Raw genomic sequence first — 20929 nt, 5'->3', positions numbered from 1 at the left:
TTCTCCAAACATTCGTATTCTCCCCATTATAGCATAAAATGGGGTTTTTCGCACGGATGACTTGATCTCCGAGGAGAGACCAACTCATAAACTAATGGAGAAGGTTTCCGTTACTTTTTAAACAAAAAAACTTTCCAAAATGGAAAGTTCTGATATTAGAGTGGAGAGCAGTTTTATTCGTAAGCTGTACTATTCTTTTTTTCTTTTCGTAATGTTGATTCATGAAGTTTTTGAAGCGTCAGTATTATTCCATCAGCACCTTCACTTTCACCTCTTTTAATATGAAGAACCTTAGAGAATTTCTGAAAATCTTTTTCAGAATCACCAGGAGAAAGGCGAATATCCACAGATCGCCATTCTCCATTTTTCTCTTTAAAACCCACTAAAGCAACAACAAAATTATTTCCCACGGTCTGCCCAACTGCAAGATAATTCGCCACGTTTCCAAACAATCCATCATAAAATATCGGATTAGATACCGCAAATAAAATAATATCTTTTCTCTTTAGATCCCCATCTATACTATCAATTGGGACTTCGTCCACATTTTCCAATACAGGCAAAACTGTATCAGATTTTAAAGAAGCAATACGTAAGGAATCGTTGTAAGGTGAATTTGGATTCATAATTTTATCGTAGCTGTATACATACTCCGTAGCCATACAAAGAAAGAACAAGAAAAAAGGCATACCTACAAGCGCCAAAACAAGTTTTTTTCTTCTTACCAATTTTTGAAATGAGGTATAAATAGGGTAAATTGATAAAACTAGTAAAATTGTAAAAAATATACCAAATACCTTCTCAACATTACTAAAAGCTATTTCCCATAATTTCTGATGGTATAAGTGTATATATTCTTCCACTACATCCTCCCCTAATATCTATGATATTTATTTGAGCTCCAATTACATCATTATACCATCTTTTAAGACTTTCATCACCTTCATCACCAGAGCTTACAAATAATCTAAAAAATGGTATAGTAGAAGAAAAAAATACGCGGAAGAGTTATGATAACAAAAGAAAAAAAAATGAGGGAGGTCTCCCCTCTCCTCCAAAAAATCATTAATTGGTCCTCCATCATTGGGGCCCTGGCAACCCTTGCTTTCTGTATCTGGGCCTACTTTGCTGGTATTCTCCAATCCAAGGAAACCTTGTCGGCTTTTATTCTCCAAGCAGGTATCTTCGGGCCACCTCTCTTTATCTTTCTTCAGATCCTTCAAACAGTGGTCCCTATTATTCCTGGCGCTCTAACATCTGTTGCTGGTGTCTTTATCTATGGCCACATCATTGGGACCATCTACAACTACATCGGCATCGTCATTGGCTGTGCCATCATCTTCCACCTCGCAAGAATGTACGGGCCTAAATTTGTCCAGTCTATGGTCAGCCAGAAGACTTACGACAAATATATTAACTGGCTCAACGAAGATAAGCGGTTTGATCGTTTCTTCATCTTCATGATGATCTGGCCCATCAGTCCAGCGGACTTTCTATGCATGCTAGCTGGATTAACCAATATGACCTTTAAGCGCTATATGACCATTATTATTCTCTGTAAACCGATTACTCTGGTCATCTACACCTACGGTCTCACCTATATCATCGACTATTTCTGGCAAATGATGTAAAAAAGATGTTGGGCAACAGCCCAGCATCTTTTTATAGAATTCCTTTTTCTTTTTGAATGATGAGGTCTTTCAGAGAAATCAGGAGAACTGCTAACAGAATCATCCCCATTCCAATAAAATCAATCGCATAGAATTGATCGTTCATGATCATATAGGCAAAAAATACAGCGGAAATAGGCTCAATAGAAGCTAATAAACTCCCCTTTACTGCCCCGACCATCGAGGTTCCTTTAAGAAAGACCGTATATGCAAAAATGGTTCCTAACACAATCAAGCCAAAGAGGGCCCAGAGGTTATCCGAAGAATAGTGTCCTTGAAAGGATACCAAGCCACTAAAAGGAAGCATGAGAATCCCTGGCAAGAGCATGCCTACCCCAATAACCAGCATGCTTCCCCATTTTTTGATTAAATTGAGGGGTAAAATGATATAGAGAGCGTAGGCAAAGGCCGAAAACAAGCCCCAGCCTAGACCCTTGGGCGTAATAGCCAATTGATTCAACTGTCCATGGGTGGCAATCAGGAAGGTCCCCCCAATTGCTAACAGCATGGAAGCAATCTCTGAGACAGTAGGCCCAACGCGATCCTTGATGCAGGTATAGGCTAAAACACCAACCGGGCAAACGTATTGAAGCACTGTTGCAGTTCCAGCATTGGTTTCTGCAATAGCGATCAGATAGGTCAACTGAGTCAATAGCAAGCCAAAAAAGGCGAAGAGAATCAAAGAGATATAAGAGCTTTTATCCTTAAAAAAGGCAACAAACTTCTCCTTGTCAGACAGATAGGCAAAGAGAAGGAGGACGGCACCTGAAATCAGCAGGCGAATATTGGTCAAGATAAGGGCCGAAAAACCGTGTCCCATCAAATACTGCCCACTCACTCCAGAAAGCCCCCAGGCAATCCCAGCAATCACAGTCATCAAGGTTCCTTTGAAAGATGTAGACATATTGCCTCCTAAAATTAATTAATGCGGTACTCTGCTTCCTCTCTATTCTATCACAAAAACCAGCCCAAAAGGGCTGATTTTTGTTGGATTTATAAACTATTTTTAATCCTAGATAGAGAAGAATCTACTCTTCTTTTCTTCCTTTTTTCGTCATGCCAAATCCAAGACCAGTCAAGAGGGAGAAGCCAGCAAGACTAGCAAACCAAGAAGATTGTTCTCCTGTAGCAGGTAACTCGTCTGTTTTCTCTGATGATGGTTTTTCTTTGACGATGAAATCTTTGATTGGTTGTTCTAGATCCTGATGAGATAGGAAATCAACTTGAGGAGTCTGATCTTGCTCTGTTCTGAGAGACTCTGGTTGTTCTAGAACCTGATGAGATAGAGGATCAACTTGAGGAGTCTGATCTCGCTCTGTTGTGAGATACTCTGGCTTTTCCAAGATTGCAGGAGCTACAAAAGCACCTTGAACTGGAAGTCGCAGAACGGTAGCCGTTAATGCATCCAGTCGAAGTCCTCTTTCTGTCCAGCTAAGACCTTTTGGATCCGTTAAATTGATAACACCTGCGCGTTCCCCATCCACTAGAACATCTGCATTTCTAAAGCGTTCTAGGTCCGTTCCTAATGCAAAGTCACGCGCCTTGGTATCTGCATTGACCAATACCAAGTATACTTCCCCATTGCTTGCAGTGATTTGGTAGCCAATCACCTGATCCTCTTCTTCCACACCATTCTCACCTGGAATCGTCAAGAGCTTGACGCGACTCTTCACTTCATCCATATTATCCATCCGGAAGGCGTCTGTTGACTTACGAAGGGCAATCAATCCTTTGGTGAAGGCCCGAGAGCGCGTATTCTCTGGATAGAGGTCTTCATTGGTTGCTTTTTCCCAATCAAAGTGGTTGATGGCATCACTTGAGTCATAGGAATCATGGATAAAGTAAGGGTAGTCAAATGGTTTTCCATTTTCATCGACCAACAAATGAGATTTGTTTGGAACCTTGTCATCGGAAACAGGCGTGCGGTAAGCTGGATCCTTGAACTGCTTGGTCCGACCATATTCCTGACCAGAATGAAGGAAAGGTGTTCCTTGAGCTGTCAGAACGAGCAGGTTCCCTAGACGCAAGCGACGATGGATCTCTGCATTATTTGCTGGAATGCTTGGATCCTTCTTGATAGATTGAGCGATAATATCAAAGAGGGTCAAGTTATCATGGGCTGCAATGTATTGGATAACATCACCTGGACTATCTGCCTCAAAGTTGGTTGGTTGCGCGATGAGATTCTTGAAGATAGTCGCAATTTTCCGTTTTCCATTGGTGATAAAGGCAGGTTGCCCCTCATTTGGATAGCCAGATTTTAGATTATTTCGAACATCATCCGAGAATACTGCAACGGTATCTGTTTTCTTCATCCAGGATTGGTCAGCTGGTTGTACAGGACTGTTTTCATCACCTGCATAGGTCACCCAGCCTTCACCCAACATGATGAGATTTGGGTTGAGTGCACGGGCTGCCTTATAAGCTTCTTCGATAGAGGCTGCATCATGGTCTCCCATCATGTCAAATCGGAAACCATCCACCTTATATGTATCCACTAAATACTTGATCGAATCAACCAAGACACGTTTGGACATGTAGTGGGTTGTTCCCAAGCGTCCACCACCAAAGCTTGTCCGAGGCGTACCGTCCGCATCCATGAAATGATAGTAATTCGGCTCAATATCCTCAAAGATGTCCACGTTAGCGGTGTGGTTATAGACAACGTCTAGTACCACTCCCATTCCACGTTTGTGGATTTCATTGACCAAATTCTTGAATTCTTCAATCCGTTTTTGAGGATTGCTTGGATCTGTTGAATACATCCCTGACAAGGCGAAGTAGTTCTGTGGGTCATAGCCCCAGTTGTAGTTGCTATTGCTTGATGCATACTCTAACAAGCGCTCGCTATTTTTTAATTCATTGACATGGTAATAAGACAGAACTGGTAAGAGTTGAACGTGCGTTACACCAAGATCTTTGAGGTAATCCAATTTTTCAACAAAGGAAGCAAAGGTCCCAAACTGGCTCTTAAGCTCTGACGCCAAAGCCGGATCAGAAGTGAAGTCGCGGACATGGGCTTCATAGATGATGGCATCTTCCCGTTTCTTGAAGTTTGGAATGGACGCATAGGTTAAGTCACTCGGACCTAATTTACTTGGATCTACAAAGGCTGCTTTTGCTACCTTATGGACATCATCTGTCTTAGCTAATTCACTGTTCCAAGCTGCCAACGATTTGGCATAAGGATCAAGGACTGTGAAGGTTTTCCCTTGGCGTTCAATTTCATACTGGTAGAAATAGCCCGTATAATCTTGGATATCCAGCCCTGAATCAGCAGAAAGGGTCTGCTTCCAAGTACCTCTCTCCCCTTTTTCTAAAGCCACACGGCCAACTAGTTTTTCAGAATCATTCTTATCATAGACGACAACGGATACTTTATCCGCACTTGGTGACCAGAGGGTGAGATCAACCTTCTTCCCAGCTTCATGAAGATGAGCTCCGAGAGTTCCATCATAGCTATAAGCTTCATCCTTGAGGCGCCAGTTCATTTTGGTTGTGAAGCGATCATTGTCATATTGAACCGTATAGGATTGATCAACCTGAGAGAAATCCCCTGTATAGGTTACTTTCTTCCCTGCTTCATCTAAAAGAAGGTCTGAGATGGTGACAGGATTTCCCTGAGCATTTGTGATCTTGGTCCGCTTGAGCAACTCCTCTTTCTGTGCTCCTGCCAAGGTCGAGAAGCTAGCTTCAATCTTTTCTTTTCCGACATGCTGGGCACCTGTCATACGGATATCGTTGACATAGTATGGGTTAGTATAAACGGTCGGATCATCGTCTCGTAAGAATATTTGGCTGTGGTTCTTCAAATCAGCAAATTTATAATCTTCTTGTCGAATTTTCACATCGTCTCCAGACTTGCTTTCGTCCAATAATAAGAAACCAAATTCTTTTGCAGCTTCCTTTAGGGGGATATCGATGTAACGACCATATTTCCCTGTCGCTGTAAAATCTGTCCCATCCGGCCAAGCAGCACTGCTCGGATTCTCTACATCTCCCCAATACCAGAGAGATTTTTTGTCATAGTTGCCATCTGTCCGGTAGTAATTCACTCTGACAGTCCCCTCTGCTTGAGGCTGATAAGAATAGACTTTAAATTTGTCGTCCAACCAAGCTTCATTCATTTTTGGCGAGAGCAATTCAATGGACTTGTCGCCTGTGATATTGTCCCCTTTAACATTGTTGATAAGGAAGCTAATCTTCTTAGCCTGCTCATTTTTGAGCTTGACATCTAGGTAATAGCCGTAGTCATCCGTCTTAGCGTCCTTAAAGGATTGGGCACCTGTCGGCCAGTTTTCCGATGGTTTTTCGACATCATCCCAGGTCCAAAGACCTTGAGTTTCCTTGTTTTCTTCCGGTAACTTTTTCACGTGAATCCGAATAGTCTGATCAGCAATCGGCTCTTCTGCCTTCTCAGCCTTAGGAGATACCACCTCTTCAGTGAGGGCGCTTACATTTTCAGGCGCTGTGACACTTTCATCCGCCACTTTTGGGGTTTCACTTTTCTCAGTGTTCGCAGCCGGTTTCACATCTGATGAAGAAGTGCTTGCTTCATTAGAAGGTGCTGCCACCACTTCTGAGGTTTGTGCAGGGGTGTTGATCCCTTCATCCGCACTGACCGGACCAGCAAAGACTGTTAAGAGGGCCAAACTCGTCGCAATAGCCACCGAACCAACGCCATTTTTCAATCGACGAATCGCATAGACGACTTGTTTATCGCCTGTCACAGAAGGTTTCTGTTTCATAAATGTCTCCTTAAAATGATTAGTGTTCAACCAGTATAGCATGTAAAAATTATTTATGCAAGCGTTTTCTCAATTTATACTATCTTTTTATATTGTTCTCTCTCATTAAAAAAACCAGCCCATATGGACTGGTTTCATACTATAAGTTTGGTACATTACGGCTCAACCAAAATCTTGATTTGGGCTTTATCTTGCGTTAATTCGATAAAGCCATCTTGAACAATATTTTCCAATTTAATTTTCTTGGTCACTAATTTTTCAGCAGAGAAGTAGCCTTGTTCCATTAATTCCAATACTTTAGGGAAGATGTGGCGATAAGCGATAATCCCTTTGAGGGTCTTTTCTTGAATAGCGAATTCATTTGGATTGATGCTCGCTTCACGTTCCCAAATGGATACGACCATACATTCACCAGCCTTATGAACAGCTGCCAAAGCTTGTCCAAGAACAACAGGAACCCCTGTTACTTCATAAGACACATCGACGCCACCACCTGTTAAACGATGGATCGCTTCAACGATTGATTCACCTTCTTCTGGACGAACCACAATGGCACCCAATTCTTCAGCCTTAGCTTGGCGTTCCGGAGACAATTCAACTGCATAAATTTTTGAAGCACCAGCCGCACGAAGGGCTTCCACGATCAAGAGACCGATTGGCCCCAAACCAAAGATAACGGCTGTATCCCCAGTTTTCAATGCAGATTGACGAACGGCATAAACAGCAACGGCAGCAGGTTCTGTAAGCGCTGCTTGTTCATAGCTCAAGCTATCTGGAATCACATGCACAAGATCACCATCAAGCACACAATACTTCGCAAAACCACCATCTGCCGCAAGGCCGACGAAGTTCAAGTTTGGATCAAGGTTGTAGTCACCGATTAGGTTATGTTTTGCCAAAATTGGTTCAATCGTCACGCGATCCCCAACTTTGACACGAGTCACATCACTTCCGACTTCCACAATTTCACCTGAGAATTCATGCCCTAGGGTTACTGGTGCTTTTTGACCAGAATAAACATGCTCTTCTGTTGGAATGAAGATTGGCCCATCCAAGTATTCATGCAAGTCTGTTCCACAGATTCCCGTGAATTTGACCGCAACCTTTACTTGATGAGGTTGTACTTTAGGGACTTCCACTTCCTCGATACGAACGTCCTTCTTGCCATGCCAGCGGGCAGCTTTCATTGTTTCCATGTGTTTCTCCTTTGTATTTCCATGAATTGCATTTCCCTTTCAGGAAACCCGACAACTATATTGTAAGCCTTTTCACAAACTTTGTCAAGAAGAAACAGACGGTTAATATCTTAATTATCGGCCCGAGATGACTCTAGTTTCCAACCGACAATCCAGCCCAGAACAAGAAGATAATTTTCAAAAGCTCCAATAGCATTTACTGGCAAATGATAGTTGAGATAAGCAAATAAATGATTGGTCCCAATTCCGATGCCACCAACAATCAAGGCCAATAAAACCGTACGAAGATAAAACCAATCATATTTGAAATTAACAGCAATGAGAATCACAAGAACTGCCACATTCCAAATCCCAATCTCCCGTTGCCAACCGATAGAAACACCATATCCTGAATGACTTCCCATATAAGATGGAAAGAATAGCTGGAAGATAATCGCTCCAGACATGGCGGTGATAAGTAAAATAAATAAGAATCTTAACAACCGATTCATCTTCTACCTCCTTTAAGAAGAAACTTATTAATCTCTTGACACTTTTTTTCTGTTAAAACAGGAACACCACTACTGTTTAAATAATATGCAATATATTCTAATTTTTGTGAGAATGATATCATTTCTTCACCTGATATAGTTGGATCAAGCCACACATCAATTAATAGAGATAGTGTTGTAGCTGTCTCTAAAGGATATTTACAAGAAAATTCGCCCTTCTCATTTCCTTGATGAATGATTATTCCTACATATTTGGAAAGAATATTTACCGTATTTTTTAAAGAAAACAACAAACCAAACGGTATCTTTTGTGCCCAGTCTATACCAGTAAGCTGTTTCATATTCTCATTGCCTATTAAATAATCAACTAATTGTAATAGACGATCTGTTGATGAAACTCCTTCGTTTTTTGACAATTCTTCTAGAAAAGTTGAGAGGGAGTTCGTTTCTTTCTCCATTAAGAGCTGTAGAATCTCTTCTTTACTTTTAAAGTGATGGTAAACAGCCCCTTTTGACAATCCTGTCACTGTTACTAAATTAGCCATCGTTGTTTCTTTATAGCCTTTATTTGAAAACAAGGACAAGGCTGCTTGAATAATTTGATCTTTACTTCTTTTTGATTTCATTTCTTGTTTCAAGTAATTCTCCTCCAAAAACAGACCACCAGTCTGTTTTTATTGTATTAAATCCAGAAGACTTTGTCAATTAAAATCCATTTTTTATTCCTTTTAAAAAAGTAAAAACAGACACTAAAAGGTGCCTGTTAGAATGTAAACATATATTGAAACTTTCCGCTGTGAGAAAAGTGCTAGAAACACGATTGTTTCTAGCACTCGGAATTATTGAGACCCTAGGCTCAATAATTAGTCATGGAACTTCTTCGAAGTTCGCTGACGTCCGTACTCACCTAAGGAAAGTTTCTAAGATGTCTTTGTCATGAATCTGAAAGATACCTTTGGGGCCTGTTATTATTCACTATCTCTCAACTTCGCCAATTCTTGGGCAAGTAGTTTAAGAGCTACTTGTGGGTTGGCTTGGCCTTTGGTTGCTTTCATAAGGAAGCCGGTGAAGGCCTTGTCCGCATTCCGCTTCCCTGACTTGAAGTCAGCTACGGCTGCTTCATTGTCTGCAAAGACTTGGTGGATGATTGGGATCAAGACTTCAGGATCTGAAATCTGTACCAAACCAGCTTTTTCAACGTATTCACGCGCGCCACCACCGTTTTTCGCCAAATGAACGAAGACTTTCTTAGCAATCTTAGATGAAATGGTTCCATCTTCGATGATGGCAATCATTTCCACCAAGTTTTCTGGTGTCAATTGGATTTCTTCCAGCGTCTTGCCTTCTGCGTTCAAGAATTGTGCGACTTCACCTTGGAGCCAGTTAGTCACTTGTTTGGCATCACCACCAAGGGCTACAGCTGCTTCAAAGAAGTCAGAAGTAACTTTGGTCGCTGTCAATTGGTTGGCATCATAGTCAGATAAACCAAGCTCTGCCACATAGCGAGCACGACGGTCTTTTGGAAACTCTGGCAACTCCGTACGCATTTCCTCGATCCACTCATCTGAGATTTCAAACAAGGGAAGGTCTGGTTCTGGGAAGTAACGGTAATCCGCCGCTCCTTCTTTGACCCGCATAAGAATGGTACTCTTGTTGGCTTCATCATAACGGCGTGTTTCTTGACGAATAATCCCACCTGAACGCAAGATCTTCGCTTGACGCTCCACTTCGTATTCAAGACCCTTGCGGACGTTTGAGAAGGAGTTCAAGTTTTTCAACTCCGTCTTGGTACCAAATTCCTCTTGACCGTATGGGCGAAGGGAAATGTTGGCATCCACCCGCATCGATCCTTCTTCCATCTTGACGTCTGAAATGCCAGTGTACTGGATGACTTCTTTGAGGGCTGTCAAATAAGCGTAGGCTTCTTCTGGAGAACGCATATCTGCTTCAGATACGATTTCGATCAATGGGACCCCTTGACGGTTGAGGTCTACATAAGAGAAGCCATCTGTGCCGTGGGTGTTTTTACCGGCATCTTCTTCCAAGTGAGCCCGTTCAATCCCGATTTTCTTAGTTGAGCCGTCTTCCAATTGCACTTCAATCCAACCATTGTAACCGATTGGTTCGTCAAATTGCGAAATTTGGTAGGCCTTTGGATTATCAGGGTAGAAATAGTTCTTACGGTCAAAGTGCATGTGCTGATGGATATCCATATTCAGCGCCAAAGCAGCCTTGATACCAGCGTCCACAACACCCTTGTTCAAGACAGGAAGCACCCCTGGGAAAGACCAGTCAATCACATTAGTGTTGGCATTTTGCTCGTTCCCAAAGTGGGCAGAGGTTGGTGAGAAAATTTTTGAGTTTGTATTCAATTCAACGTGGACTTCAAGTCCGATGACTGTTTCAAAGTTCATTAATTGTCACCTCCGAAAATAAGGGGTTGTTGCTTGTGGTAATCCGTCGTTGCTTCAAAGGCAGCTGCAGCTTGGTAGATAGTTTCTTCAGAATACTTAGGACCGATCAACTGCAAACCAACTGGAAGACCTTGAGCAAAACCTGCAGGAATTGAAATCCCTGGAAGACCTGCCAAGTTGACTGGAATAGTCAACAAGTCAGCCAAGTACATGGCAACCGGATCATGGTTGAGCGAATCCAAATCAAAGGCTACACTTGGAGCTGTTGGACCAAGGATGAGGTCGTAATCCGCAAAAACTTTTTCGAAGTCTTGGATAATGAGGGTACGAACTTGACCAGCTTTCTTGTAGTAAGCATCGTAGTAACCAGATGACAAACTAAAGGTACCAAGCATGATCCGGCGTTTGACCTCATCTCCAAAGCCTTGACTACGAGTGTTCACGTAGATGTCATCCAAGTTTTTAGCATCTTCTGCACGGAAACCATAGCGAATCCCGTCGAAACGTTGCAAGTTTGAAGAAGCTTCAGATGAAGCGATGATGTAGTAAACGGCAACCCCGTATTTAGAATGAGGCAGGCTAACTTCTTCGACAGTTGCTCCCAATTTTTCAAAGTGTTTGGCCGCATTAAGGATGGTTTCTTTGACTTCTGGGTCGATCCCTTCCCCAAGATATTCCTTCGGAAGGGCAATCTTCATACCTTTGATGTCTTGACCAATCTTAGAAGTAAAGTCTGCTACACGAACAGGTGCAGATGTTGAATCCTTGGCATCTTCACTAGCAATGACATTAAGCAAGAGGGCATTTTCCTTAACCGTTGGTGAGAAAGTACCAATTTGGTCAAGTGAGCTACCAAAGGCAATGAGACCAAAACGTGAAACCGTTCCATAAGTTGGTTTGAGGCCAACAATCCCGTTGAAGGCAGCCGGTTGACGAATAGAACCACCTGTATCTGAACCAAGAGACAAACGAACTTGCCCTGAAGCTACAGAAGCTGCTGAACCACTAGAAGATCCACCAGGAACCTTACTGTGGTCCCAAGCGTTTTTAGTCGCGCCATAGTATGAAGTTTCACCAGATCCACCCATGGCAAACTCGTCCATATTGGTTTTTCCGATGACAATCATACCTTTAGCTTTCGCATTGGCAACCGCTGTCGCATCAAAGATTGGTTCGTAGTTATAGAGCATTTTTGATGCCGCAGTCGTCAAGATGCCATCTGTTGAGATATTGTCTTTGACAGCAAGTGGAATCCCTGACAAGAGGTTGTCTGCATCGATTCCTTTTTCATCAATAGCCTTGGCTTGCGCAAGGGCAGCTTCTTCGGCCACCGTTACAAAAGCATTAACCGCTTCTTCACGCGCCTTGATATCGTCCAGCGTCGCTTGTGTCAATTCCGTTGCTGAGATTTCCTTAGAGACAAGGAGGTTGTGCAACTCTTCAATGGTTTTATGGTTGAATGACATTAGGCATCTCCTCCATCTTCTAGGATAGCTGGTACCTTGATGTAGTAATTATCTTTTTCAGGTACATTTTTAAACAAGCGGTCACGGTCCGTCCCTTTTTCAGCAACATCCGGACGCAATACGGTCTTACGATCCGCCATGGTCGTTGTTGGGGCAACACCGGTTGTGTCCACTTCTTCCAACAATTCCACCATGTCGACAATCTTCGACAAGGTTGTCGCAAACTCAGCTGTCTCTTCTGGAGAGAATTTCAATTTTGAAAGATTGGCAACGTGGGTTACCTCTTCTTGCGTAATTTTCATCTTGCTTCCTTTCGTGAAATGATGATTTTTCAATACCCTCTATTTTACCATATTTTTAGTATTTATGCGGTAGTTTGGCAAGAAAATAGAGTCCGAGGAAGGCTAAGCATTAGGCCATTCTCCTCGAACTCTAATCTTACAATTCTTCTAATTGTTCATTCACCACTTTTGCTCCCAAAACATGTTTGAAATGATTTAAAGCAAACTGGTGATTTTCAGGAGTGAGCGACGCCACTGCAGGCGCGACCACTTCGATCTGATAGCCTAGATTATAGGCATCCACTGCTGTATGAAGAACACAAATGTCCGTTAAGACTCCCGTCAAAATAACCGTATCTACGCCACGTTCCCGGAGGCGGATATCCAAATCAGTTCCTGAAAAAGCAGAATAATGACGCTTGTCCATCCAAAAGACGCGTGGATCCGCTTTGTGCTCCCGATAAAAATCAGCTAAAGGACCATACAAATCCCGTCCACTAGTCCCAATGATATTATGAGGTGGGAAGAGCTTGCTTTCTGGATGAAAGGGATCGTCTACATCATGAGCATCAATCGCAAAAAAGACATAGGCCCCTTGGTCAAAGGCTAGCCGGGTCACCTGGGCAATGCTCTCAGAAATAGCTTGTGCAGGAGCTCCTGCTGTTAACTTACCTTCATCCGCTACAAAATCAACGGTGTAGTCAATCGAAATTAACGCTTTAGTCATTAGTAGTCTCTTTTCTTAATTTCTTCAAAAATATCTGGGATCAAGACTTTGAGGTAGGTTCCCTTCATCCCGAGAGAACGGCTTTCAATAATACCGGCTGACTCCAATTTTCGCAGCGCATTGACAATCACAGAGCGGGTAATACCAATCCGATCCGCAATCACAGAAGCAGTTAACTGCCCTTCATTTCCCTTCAATTCACCGAGGATGGCAGATACAGCCCGCAATTCTGAATAGGACAAGGTATTGACAGCCATATTGACCGCAGTCCGGCGACGAATATTCTTCTCATCTTCCTCACGTTGGTAGTTCAACATTTGAATCCCCACTACGGTACTGGCAATCTCAACCAAAATCAAATCATCATCGTCAAACTCTTTGTCATTGCGCCAGATAATCAAAGATCCCAAACGAATCCCAGATACATGGATAGGGGCAATAGTCGTCAAGCCTTCTGGAAAATCAGATTTGGTCTCTACTGGAAAGACTGTCAAATCATGTTCGATAGGAAGGTTGGCTTCTGTTTCATAGACCAAACTAGCTGCCTTGGCATAATCTTCAGGTAATTTTTTATTTTCAAAAAAGGCTTCTACCCGGTCATTATTCGTCTTGTAGCGCATGAAATAACCAAGAAGAGTTCCCTTGCTATTAATAATACAAGCGTTACAATGAATAATATCAGCCAGTTGACGGGCAATTGCATTATAAGGCATTTCATCTTGCAACTGTTCTTCAGACCGCTTCAAGATAGATGTAATTTTTCTCGTTTTTTCTAATAATTTAGCCATAATAAACCTCGCATATAGTCAGCTAAAGTATATCATATAAGTGGGGGAATTTCAATCAAATTATCTGAAAATTATTTATTTTTTCTACAATTCTATTCAATTCAGAAAAATTAGCCTTATGTAACAAAATATTCGCTGGATTCATTCAAAAAAAGAAACCGCCTATTAGCGATTTCTCTTACACTTATCGTTTGTATTGTTTTAAGAAACGAGTCATCTTCTCTTGAATTTGAGCCAATTCTTCTACTCGAGGAAGGTAAACAATCCGGAAATGATCTGGCTCTTTCCAGTTGAATCCACGTCCGTGAACCAAGAGAACCTTTTCTTGTTTTAAGAAATTCAAGACAAACTGTTCATCATCATCCACTCGGTACATTTCGCGATCAATCTTAGGGAAGATATAAAGACCAGCTTTTGGTTTGACAGCTGAAAGCCCTGGGATATCATTGATGGCCTTGTAGATAAAGTTCCGTTGTTCGTAGATTCGACCCCCTGGGAGCAAGAGTTCGTCCACTGACTGGTAGCCTCCCAAAGAAGTCTGGACCACTTGTTGAGCCAAGACGTTTGAACACAGACGCATATTGGAGAGCATATTCAAACCTTCGATATAGCCCTTCACGTGGTGTTTTGGTCCAGACAAGACCATCCAGCCCACACGGAAGCCCGCGATGCGGTGTGATTTGGACAAGCCGTTCATGCTGACACAGAACAAATCTGGCGCGAGACTAGCAATGGCTGTGTGTTTGGCACCATCCATGACCAAGCGATCATAAATTTCATCTGCAAAGATAATCAAGCCATGTTGACGAGCAATTTCGACAATTTCCAACAAAATCTCATCTGGATAGAGAGCTCCGGTCGGGTTATTTGGGTTAATCACGACGATAGCCTTGGTGTTTGAAGTGATTTTCGACTTGATATCATCAATATCAGGATACCACTCAGCCTCTTCATCACAGACATAGTGCACTGCATTACCACCTGCTAGGCTGACTGCTGCTGTCCAAAGTGGATAGTCTGGCATTGGCACAAGTACTTCATCGCCATTATCGAGCAAGCCTTGCATGGACATCACGATCAACTCACTGACACCATTTCCGATATAGATATCATCAATCTCAACATTCGGAATCTTTTTCAATTGGCTATACTGCATAATAGCCTTACGGGCAGAAAAAATTCCTTTTGAATCTGAATACCCTTCACTATCCCGAGCATTCATAATCAAATCATGAATGACTTCGTCGGGAGCTGTGAACCCAAATTCTGCTGGATTTCCTGTATTTAAGCGAAGGATTTTCTCCCCGTTGGCCCGCATGCGCATCGCTTCTTCTAAGACTGGACCACGAATATCGTAAGCAACGTGCTCTAGCTTGACGGACTTATTGTATTCTTTCATGATTTTTTCCTCACTTTATCAAACTGCTTCCATTATACCACTAGTTAATCTCGAGTACAACTGAGCAACCTCTTTCATTCTCAATGAAATCCTATAGATATCTGATTTGACCTTTACTTTCTATGGTAAAAGGTTTAAAATATAATTATAGGTAACATAAATGGGTTCTTCCATTTCTTTTCACGTTTTCAAGCATTAAAGGAGGACGGAACATGTCTCAAAAATACGAAAACATCATGGTCGCAGTTGATGGATCTCGCGAAGCTGAACTCGCTTTTGAGAAAGGGGTCAATGTTGCGTTGCGAAACGGATCTAAACTTACCCTTGCTCATGTCGTTGATACACGTGCCTTACAAAGTGTCTCTAGTTTTGATGCTGAGGTGTATGAAGGATTCCAAACAGAAGCTAATGAACTATTAGAAGGTTATATCAAACGTGCAAAAGAAGCCGGTGTCCAAAATATTGCTTCAGTGGTCGAAATGGGAAATCCAAAAGTCCTCTTAGCGACTGATATCCCTGAAGCAGAGGAAGTTGATCTCATCATGGTTGGGGCGACTGGTCTAAATGCTTTTGAACGTTTACTAGTCGGCTCTTCTTCTGAATACATCCTCCGCCATGCCAAAGTTGATTTGTTAGTGGTGCGTGAGACCGAAAAGACCTTATAAACTTTATAAAAAACAAAGAGGCTGGGACAAAAGTCCTAGCCTCTCAATTGTCTTTGGATTGTCGAGCAAGACGCAGTGGTTGAGTGGGCTCTACTACGCTGATTTCATCAGCTTTTACAGCCCTACTCAACTGTGCGGAGGTGGGACGACGAAATCGAATTCTAACGAATTACCGATTTCTGTCCCACTCTCTTTTATTTTCTTCAGATTCTACTGTCTTTTCAGAGCAATGTTTTTGATAAGCTTTGATTTGCCGTTCCAGCTCTTTTTGAATAGCTGGTTCAGGTGCATACTTTTCTTCCCAGTCGTCTGGTTTTAAAATTTTATGCGTGACTTCATCAAAGTGAGCCTGACCATCTGGGAAAATTTTCCCCATATTGGCGCGGTGAACAATCTCAAAGACCTCTTCAGGATCGACCCCCATTAGAACGAAACTACCATAAGTCAGATACAGCGTATCAATCAAGGCATCGACCTGCCCTACCATGGAGATCTCGGCGGGATGCTTGCTGCGAACCTTATTCGCTGCCTCATCTAGAGCTTGATGCAATTTTTCAATTGAACGATCGAAGATTGCTTCATCCTTACTAGCTGCCCGAATAAATTCAACCAATTCTTCCTGCTTAAACATGGTTCGGTAAAGAGCCTCTTGATTGTCCCAGGCCTTTGGTTCTTCCTGAGTTTGACCATCCATGAGTTGATGGAAGGCTTTGACCTTATTAAAGTGGTCGTCGCGACTGACAAAAAGAGTCTGATCCGTAATAATTCCAAAATGTTCCAGCGCTTTTTGAATTCCGTCCTTGGTATTACTAGTCGTTGTGTGCTGAGCCACTTCTTTGACCTTGCTGGTCCCATTCCCCATCGCAATTGACAGACCGACACCCGAAAGCATCTCTATGTCATTATCAGAATCTCCAAAGGCCATAACTTGGTCCATCGAGAAGCCAAATGCTTCTCCTACAATCCGAATCCCCTCCATTTTTGAGTTATCAGGGTTGATGACATCTGCCGCAAAGGGACTAGAACGAGTGAATTTTAATTCAGGAAAAGCTTGCTCAACTTTTTGGGTGTCCTTGGGACTAGCTAATAAGAGAACCTGATAAACCGGTCCTTGAGCAATTTGTAGCAGTTGCTTTTGATCCTGAGGAACAGCCTTGCTGACTACCTTATTGAAGCCCTGACTAACTGCCTTCGAAAAACCTTTCGGTACAAAACGTGCAGACCATTGAGAAATCGGACTCATCCCAAAACTCATAATGCGAGAGCCTTCGACTCCATCTTCTGTCCCTAAAGCAATTTCGATGCGATGTTTCTTTGCATATTCAATTAAGAGACGAAGATTCTTCTTATCAATCGGAGAGGCAGATAAAATCTTGTCCTTGGTAAAAATATACTGACCATTATAGGTGACTGCGAAATCAAAGTCATAACGCTCGATAAAAGGACGGACAAAGAACGGTCCTCGCCCTGTCGCCAAACCAACAAAAATCCCTTGTTCCTTTAAGGCGCGAATGGCTTTTTCAGTTGACTTTAAAACCATTCGACTATCATTGACCAAGGTTCCGTCAATGTCAAAAAAGACCGCTTTTATTTCCATGATAACTGCTTTCTTTCCGTTTTATGATACAATAAATTATAACACACATTTCAAGGAGACACACATGATTAAGAAAATTTTGGCCCTTCATACAGGAGGGACCATCTCCATGCAGGCTGATGCCACAGGAGCTGTCGTGACCAATTCAGCCAACCCCATGAACCATATTGATTTGTCACTAGCTGGGATTGAGCTCACTTCAGAAGATTTTTTAAATTTACCAAGCCCTCATGTAACTCCTCAGCACATGTTGCAACTCTATCATAAGATTCAGAAAGAGGCTTACCAGTATGATGGGATTGTCATCACCCATGGTACCGATACTCTCGAAGAAACAGCCTACTTCTTAGATACCATGGACTTGCCAACTATTTCTGTAGTCCTGACAGGAGCCATGAGAAGCTCCAACGAATTAGGAAGTGACGGTGTCTATAACTATCTGACGGCCATCCGAGTTGCGGCAGATTCCAAATCACAAGACAAGGGTGTCTTGGTCGTGATGAATGATGAAGTCCATGCAGCCAAGTACGTGACCAAAACACATACAACCAATGTCAGCACCTTCCAGACCCCAACACATGGTCCTCTAGGATTGGTTATGAAAAAAGAAGTTCTTTTCTTCAAAACAGCTGAACCCCGTGTGCGTTTTGATTTGCAAGAAATCAAGGGAGTCGTCCCCATTATTTCCGCCTATGCTGGCATGAAAACAGAACTCCTTGATCTACTAGATGTCCATCAAATGGATGGTTTGATTATTGAAGCCTTTGGAGCAGGAAATCTTCCTAAGGAAGTAGCTGAGAAACTATTTGAATTTCAGGAAGCCGGTCTTCCCATTGCCTTGGTTTCCCGTTGTTTTAACGGGATTGCAGAACCCGTCTATGCTTACGACGGGGGCGGAGTTCAACTTCACGATCACGGTATCTTCTTTGTGAAAGAGCTCAATGCCGCTAAAGCTCGGTTAAAACTCTTGATTGCCATCAATGCTGGCTTAAAAGATGAAGAATTAAGAGACTATATGGAAGGGTAAAATAAGGATAGAAGGCGTGATGGTTAATCCATCCGCCTTTGAATTTAAAAATAGCTTTGATGAACTGAGATAATGACTGACAAGATGAATTTCAACATGGTTCGCATAGCTAGGACCTCTTTTCTATTTTTTACGATTATAGGTCCACAAACTTAAAAAAAGATAAAAAGAGAGTGGGACAGGAATCGGTAATTCGTTAGAATTCGATTTCGTCGTCCCACCTCCGCACAGTTGAGTAGGGGTGTAAAAGCTGATAAAATCAGCGAAGTAGAGCCCACTCAACCACTGCGTCTTGCTCGATAATCCAAAGACAATTGAGAGGCTTGGACTTTTGTCCCAGCCTCTTTTTCTTATCACTTCTTAATCTAAGTGTTCTTTCTGTTCCAAATGTAGAGACAGACAGTGCCAATCTGGATGCTCTCGCCAATTAGGAGTCGTGACCACCTGAACAGCTACCTTTCGTGCTTCCTCTAAGATTGGATAATCTTCAATGAGGTTGGCCACTTGAAATTCTGGTATACCTGATTGACGTGTTCCAAAGATTTCCCCAGAGCCTCGTAACTTGAGGTCTTCTTCTGCCAAGACAAACCCATTGGTTGTTTCAGTCATGATTTTCATCCGACGCTTACCTGATTCTGTTTTGGGATTGGCAACTAATACTGCGTAAGACTGCTTATCACCACGCCCTACCCGACCTCTCAACTGGTGCAATTGGCTCAAACCAAAGCGGTCTGCATCCATGATAATCATGACGGTAGCATTGGGAACATTGACGCCGACCTCGATTACAGTTGTAGAAACTAGTAAGTCAATTTCTCCCTGCTTAAAGGCTTGCATAATGGCCTCTTTTTCTTCCCCCTTCATCTTACCATGAAGGAGAGCAATACGGGCTCGGTCTCCAAAATAAGCAATCAATTCTTCCTCTAGAGCAATAGCATTTTTGAGGTCCAAGGCTTCCGATTCTTCAATCAAGGGAGAAATGACGTAGGCTTGGGAGCCTTTTTGAATTTCTTTAACCAGCCAGTCCAAGACTAAATTTAACTGTTGATGCTTGACCCAGCGGGTGATAATCTCTTTTCGACCTGCTGGCATTTGGTCGATAATCGAAACATCCATATCTCCAAAAGCAGTGATTGCCAGAGTCCGGGGAATTGGGGTCGCTGTCATCATCAAGACATCCGGATTTTGGCCCTTTTCACGCAGGATCCGTCTTTGGGCCACGCCGAAACGGTGCTGCTCATCAATAATGACCAATCCGAGATCATGAAAATGAACCCCCTCCTGAATCAAGGCATGGGTTCCCACAATAAGGTCCACTTGCCCTGTCTGAATCAATTCCAAGCGTTCTCGTCTCTCCGCAGCTTTTAGACTGCCTGTCAAAAGAAGGATTCTAAGACTAGGAAAGAGAGAGGTCAAACTTTGTAAATGTTGCTCAGCTAGGATTTCAGTTGGGACCATCAAGGCCGCTTGCTTGCCAGCTGTCACAGCAGCATACATAGCCAGCCCAGCAACAACGGTCTTCCCGCTTCCGACATCCCCTTGCAAGAGGCGATTCATGTGGTGAGGAGAACGCATATCTGCTAGAATTTCGTTCAGGCTCCGCTCCTGAGCTTCTGTCAACGTAAATGGAAGTTTAGCTTGAAGAGCTTTTAACTTTTTCTTGTCCCAATCCAGCACGATTCCCTGTCCGACGGAACGATTTTCTTCCTTCAAGACCTGCAGTTGCAATTGGAAAAAGAGCAGTTCTTCAAATTTTACGCGTCTCAGAGCCTGCTTGTACTCCTCAAGATCCTTGGGAAAATGCATGGCTCTGACTGCTTGTCTGCGAGAAAGCAAGTGGTACTTGTCCATTAAGATTTGGGGGAGATTTTCTTCCAATAGTTGGTCCAAGCCAGCTTCAAAAGCCGTTTTGATGACCTTTACTAGAGCAGACTGGCTCACCCCCTGAGACAAGCGGTAGACCGGTTGGAGGTCATCTTCGACTTGCGCTAACAACTTCATCCCTGTCAAGGCTCCCTTGGCCTTGTCCCACTTACCAAAGACAGCCACCGTTTGCCCTAGTTCAATCTTGTCTGCCAGATAGGGCTGGTTAAAGAAGCTAACCGCTAGGACCAGCTCTCCTTGTTTAATGGTAAAGCGAAGACGGTTACGTTTGTAACCATAATACTGGACATTGGCTGGGGTGGCAACAATTCCAGAAACAACTGCTTTTTCTCCATCTTCCAGATCTAAAACATTTTTTGATTTAAAATCTTCATACCGAAATGGGAAGTAGAGCAAGAGGTCCTCAACCGTTTCGATTCCCAATTTCTTGTATTTTTCTGCTGATTTCGGTCCAATTCCTGGCAGGACAGAAAGTGGTTGGTGTAAGTTCATTCATTCCTCCTAGATAAGAAAGGAGGCTGGGACCTCCGTCATCAACCTCTTTCATCTCGAACTTTTTATAAAAGGAAGCTGGGA

Annotated in this window: 17 protein-coding genes; 3 read left to right on the top strand and 14 right to left on the bottom strand. The window is 42.8% G+C overall.

Features of this window, described 5'->3' with window-relative positions; translation table 11 throughout:
- Positions 1 to 173: 173 nt before the first annotated feature.
- Positions 174 to 863 carry a hypothetical protein gene (locus ACOXXR_RS01970; protein ID WP_445278642.1) on the bottom strand — a complete coding sequence of 230 codons (690 nt, stop codon included), beginning with the start codon at positions 861 to 863 and terminating at the stop codon, positions 174 to 176.
- Positions 864 to 1010: 147 nt separating this feature from the next.
- Here ACOXXR_RS01970 and ACOXXR_RS01965 point away from each other — a divergent pair, with 147 nt between their 5' ends.
- On the top strand, positions 1011 to 1631 hold the full coding sequence (locus ACOXXR_RS01965) for a TVP38/TMEM64 family protein (RefSeq protein WP_117744617.1): 621 nt from the start codon (positions 1011 to 1013) through the stop codon (positions 1629 to 1631).
- Positions 1632 to 1662: 31 nt separating this feature from the next.
- On the opposite strand, the gene ACOXXR_RS01960 is transcribed toward ACOXXR_RS01965, so the two are convergent.
- From ACOXXR_RS01960 to ACOXXR_RS01910, 11 genes are all read right to left on the bottom strand, one after another.
- Entirely contained in the window at positions 1663 to 2574 is a 912-nt protein-coding gene (locus ACOXXR_RS01960; protein WP_445278641.1) for a DMT family transporter, read from the bottom strand.
- A 124-nt stretch (positions 2575 to 2698) separates the two neighbouring features.
- Positions 2699 to 6418: a pullulanase gene (locus tag ACOXXR_RS01955; RefSeq protein ID WP_445278640.1), complete on the bottom strand. Its 3720-nt coding sequence runs from the start codon at positions 6416 to 6418 to the stop codon at positions 2699 to 2701.
- Positions 6419 to 6573: 155 nt separating this feature from the next.
- The gene (locus ACOXXR_RS01950; RefSeq protein WP_445278639.1) at positions 6574 to 7614 is read right to left on the bottom strand and encodes a 2,3-butanediol dehydrogenase; all 1041 of its coding nucleotides are present in this window, start codon (positions 7612 to 7614) and stop codon (positions 6574 to 6576) included.
- 110 nt (positions 7615 to 7724) lie between these two features.
- Positions 7725 to 8105 carry a hypothetical protein gene (locus tag ACOXXR_RS01945; RefSeq protein ID WP_445278638.1) on the bottom strand — a complete coding sequence of 127 codons (381 nt, stop codon included), beginning with the start codon at positions 8103 to 8105 and terminating at the stop codon, positions 7725 to 7727.
- A complete protein-coding gene (locus ACOXXR_RS01940; protein WP_445278637.1) occupies positions 8102 to 8743 on the bottom strand; it encodes a TetR/AcrR family transcriptional regulator in 642 nt (213 codons plus the stop codon). The genes ACOXXR_RS01945 and ACOXXR_RS01940 overlap by 4 nt, the downstream gene beginning before the upstream one ends.
- Before the next feature lie 330 nt (positions 8744 to 9073).
- Entirely contained in the window at positions 9074 to 10519 is a 1446-nt protein-coding gene (gatB, locus tag ACOXXR_RS01935; protein ID WP_445278636.1) for an Asp-tRNA(Asn)/Glu-tRNA(Gln) amidotransferase subunit GatB, read from the bottom strand.
- Positions 10519 to 11985 carry an Asp-tRNA(Asn)/Glu-tRNA(Gln) amidotransferase subunit GatA gene (gene gatA / locus ACOXXR_RS01930; RefSeq protein ID WP_445278635.1) on the bottom strand — a complete coding sequence of 489 codons (1467 nt, stop codon included), beginning with the start codon at positions 11983 to 11985 and terminating at the stop codon, positions 10519 to 10521. Before gatA ends, gatB begins: the two co-directional genes overlap by 1 nt.
- Positions 11985 to 12287 carry an Asp-tRNA(Asn)/Glu-tRNA(Gln) amidotransferase subunit GatC gene (gene gatC, locus ACOXXR_RS01925; protein WP_002884769.1) on the bottom strand — a complete coding sequence of 101 codons (303 nt, stop codon included), beginning with the start codon at positions 12285 to 12287 and terminating at the stop codon, positions 11985 to 11987. Before gatC ends, gatA begins: the two co-directional genes overlap by 1 nt.
- A 136-nt stretch (positions 12288 to 12423) precedes the next feature.
- Positions 12424 to 12993: a cysteine hydrolase family protein gene (locus ACOXXR_RS01920; RefSeq protein ID WP_048691730.1), complete on the bottom strand. Its 570-nt coding sequence runs from the start codon at positions 12991 to 12993 to the stop codon at positions 12424 to 12426.
- Positions 12993 to 13781, bottom strand: coding sequence for a GTP-sensing pleiotropic transcriptional regulator CodY (codY, locus tag ACOXXR_RS01915; protein WP_445278634.1), 789 nt, complete (start codon positions 13779 to 13781; stop codon positions 12993 to 12995). Before codY ends, ACOXXR_RS01920 begins: the two co-directional genes overlap by 1 nt.
- Positions 13782 to 13965: 184 nt before the next feature.
- On the bottom strand, positions 13966 to 15180 hold the full coding sequence (locus tag ACOXXR_RS01910; protein ID WP_023024219.1) for a pyridoxal phosphate-dependent aminotransferase: 1215 nt from the start codon (positions 15178 to 15180) through the stop codon (positions 13966 to 13968).
- Positions 15181 to 15392: 212 nt separating this feature from the next.
- Here ACOXXR_RS01910 and ACOXXR_RS01905 point away from each other — a divergent pair, with 212 nt between their 5' ends.
- Positions 15393 to 15845, top strand: a complete 453-nt coding sequence (locus ACOXXR_RS01905) for a universal stress protein (protein ID WP_023024222.1) — start codon at positions 15393 to 15395, stop codon at positions 15843 to 15845.
- Positions 15846 to 16014: 169 nt separating this feature from the next.
- Here the strand turns inward: ACOXXR_RS01905 and ACOXXR_RS01900 are convergent, their stop codons facing one another.
- Positions 16015 to 17442 (bottom strand): Cof-type HAD-IIB family hydrolase, encoded by a 1428-nt coding sequence (locus ACOXXR_RS01900; RefSeq protein ID WP_023027196.1) that lies wholly within the window; start codon positions 17440 to 17442, stop codon positions 16015 to 16017.
- A 64-nt stretch (positions 17443 to 17506) separates the two neighbouring features.
- Here ACOXXR_RS01900 and ACOXXR_RS01895 point away from each other — a divergent pair, with 64 nt between their 5' ends.
- Positions 17507 to 18469: an asparaginase gene (locus ACOXXR_RS01895; protein WP_023024226.1), complete on the top strand. Its 963-nt coding sequence runs from the start codon at positions 17507 to 17509 to the stop codon at positions 18467 to 18469.
- A gap of 360 nt (positions 18470 to 18829) precedes the next feature.
- Here ACOXXR_RS01895 and recG read toward each other — a convergent pair whose 3' ends face one another.
- Positions 18830 to 20845, bottom strand: a complete 2016-nt coding sequence (recG, locus tag ACOXXR_RS01890) for an ATP-dependent DNA helicase RecG (RefSeq protein ID WP_445278633.1) — start codon at positions 20843 to 20845, stop codon at positions 18830 to 18832.
- Between the last annotated feature and the right edge of the window lie 84 nt (positions 20846 to 20929).

The organism is Streptococcus sp. KHUD_013, from assembly GCF_052588545.1.
This window is presented reverse-complemented; position numbering and strand designations above follow the sequence as displayed.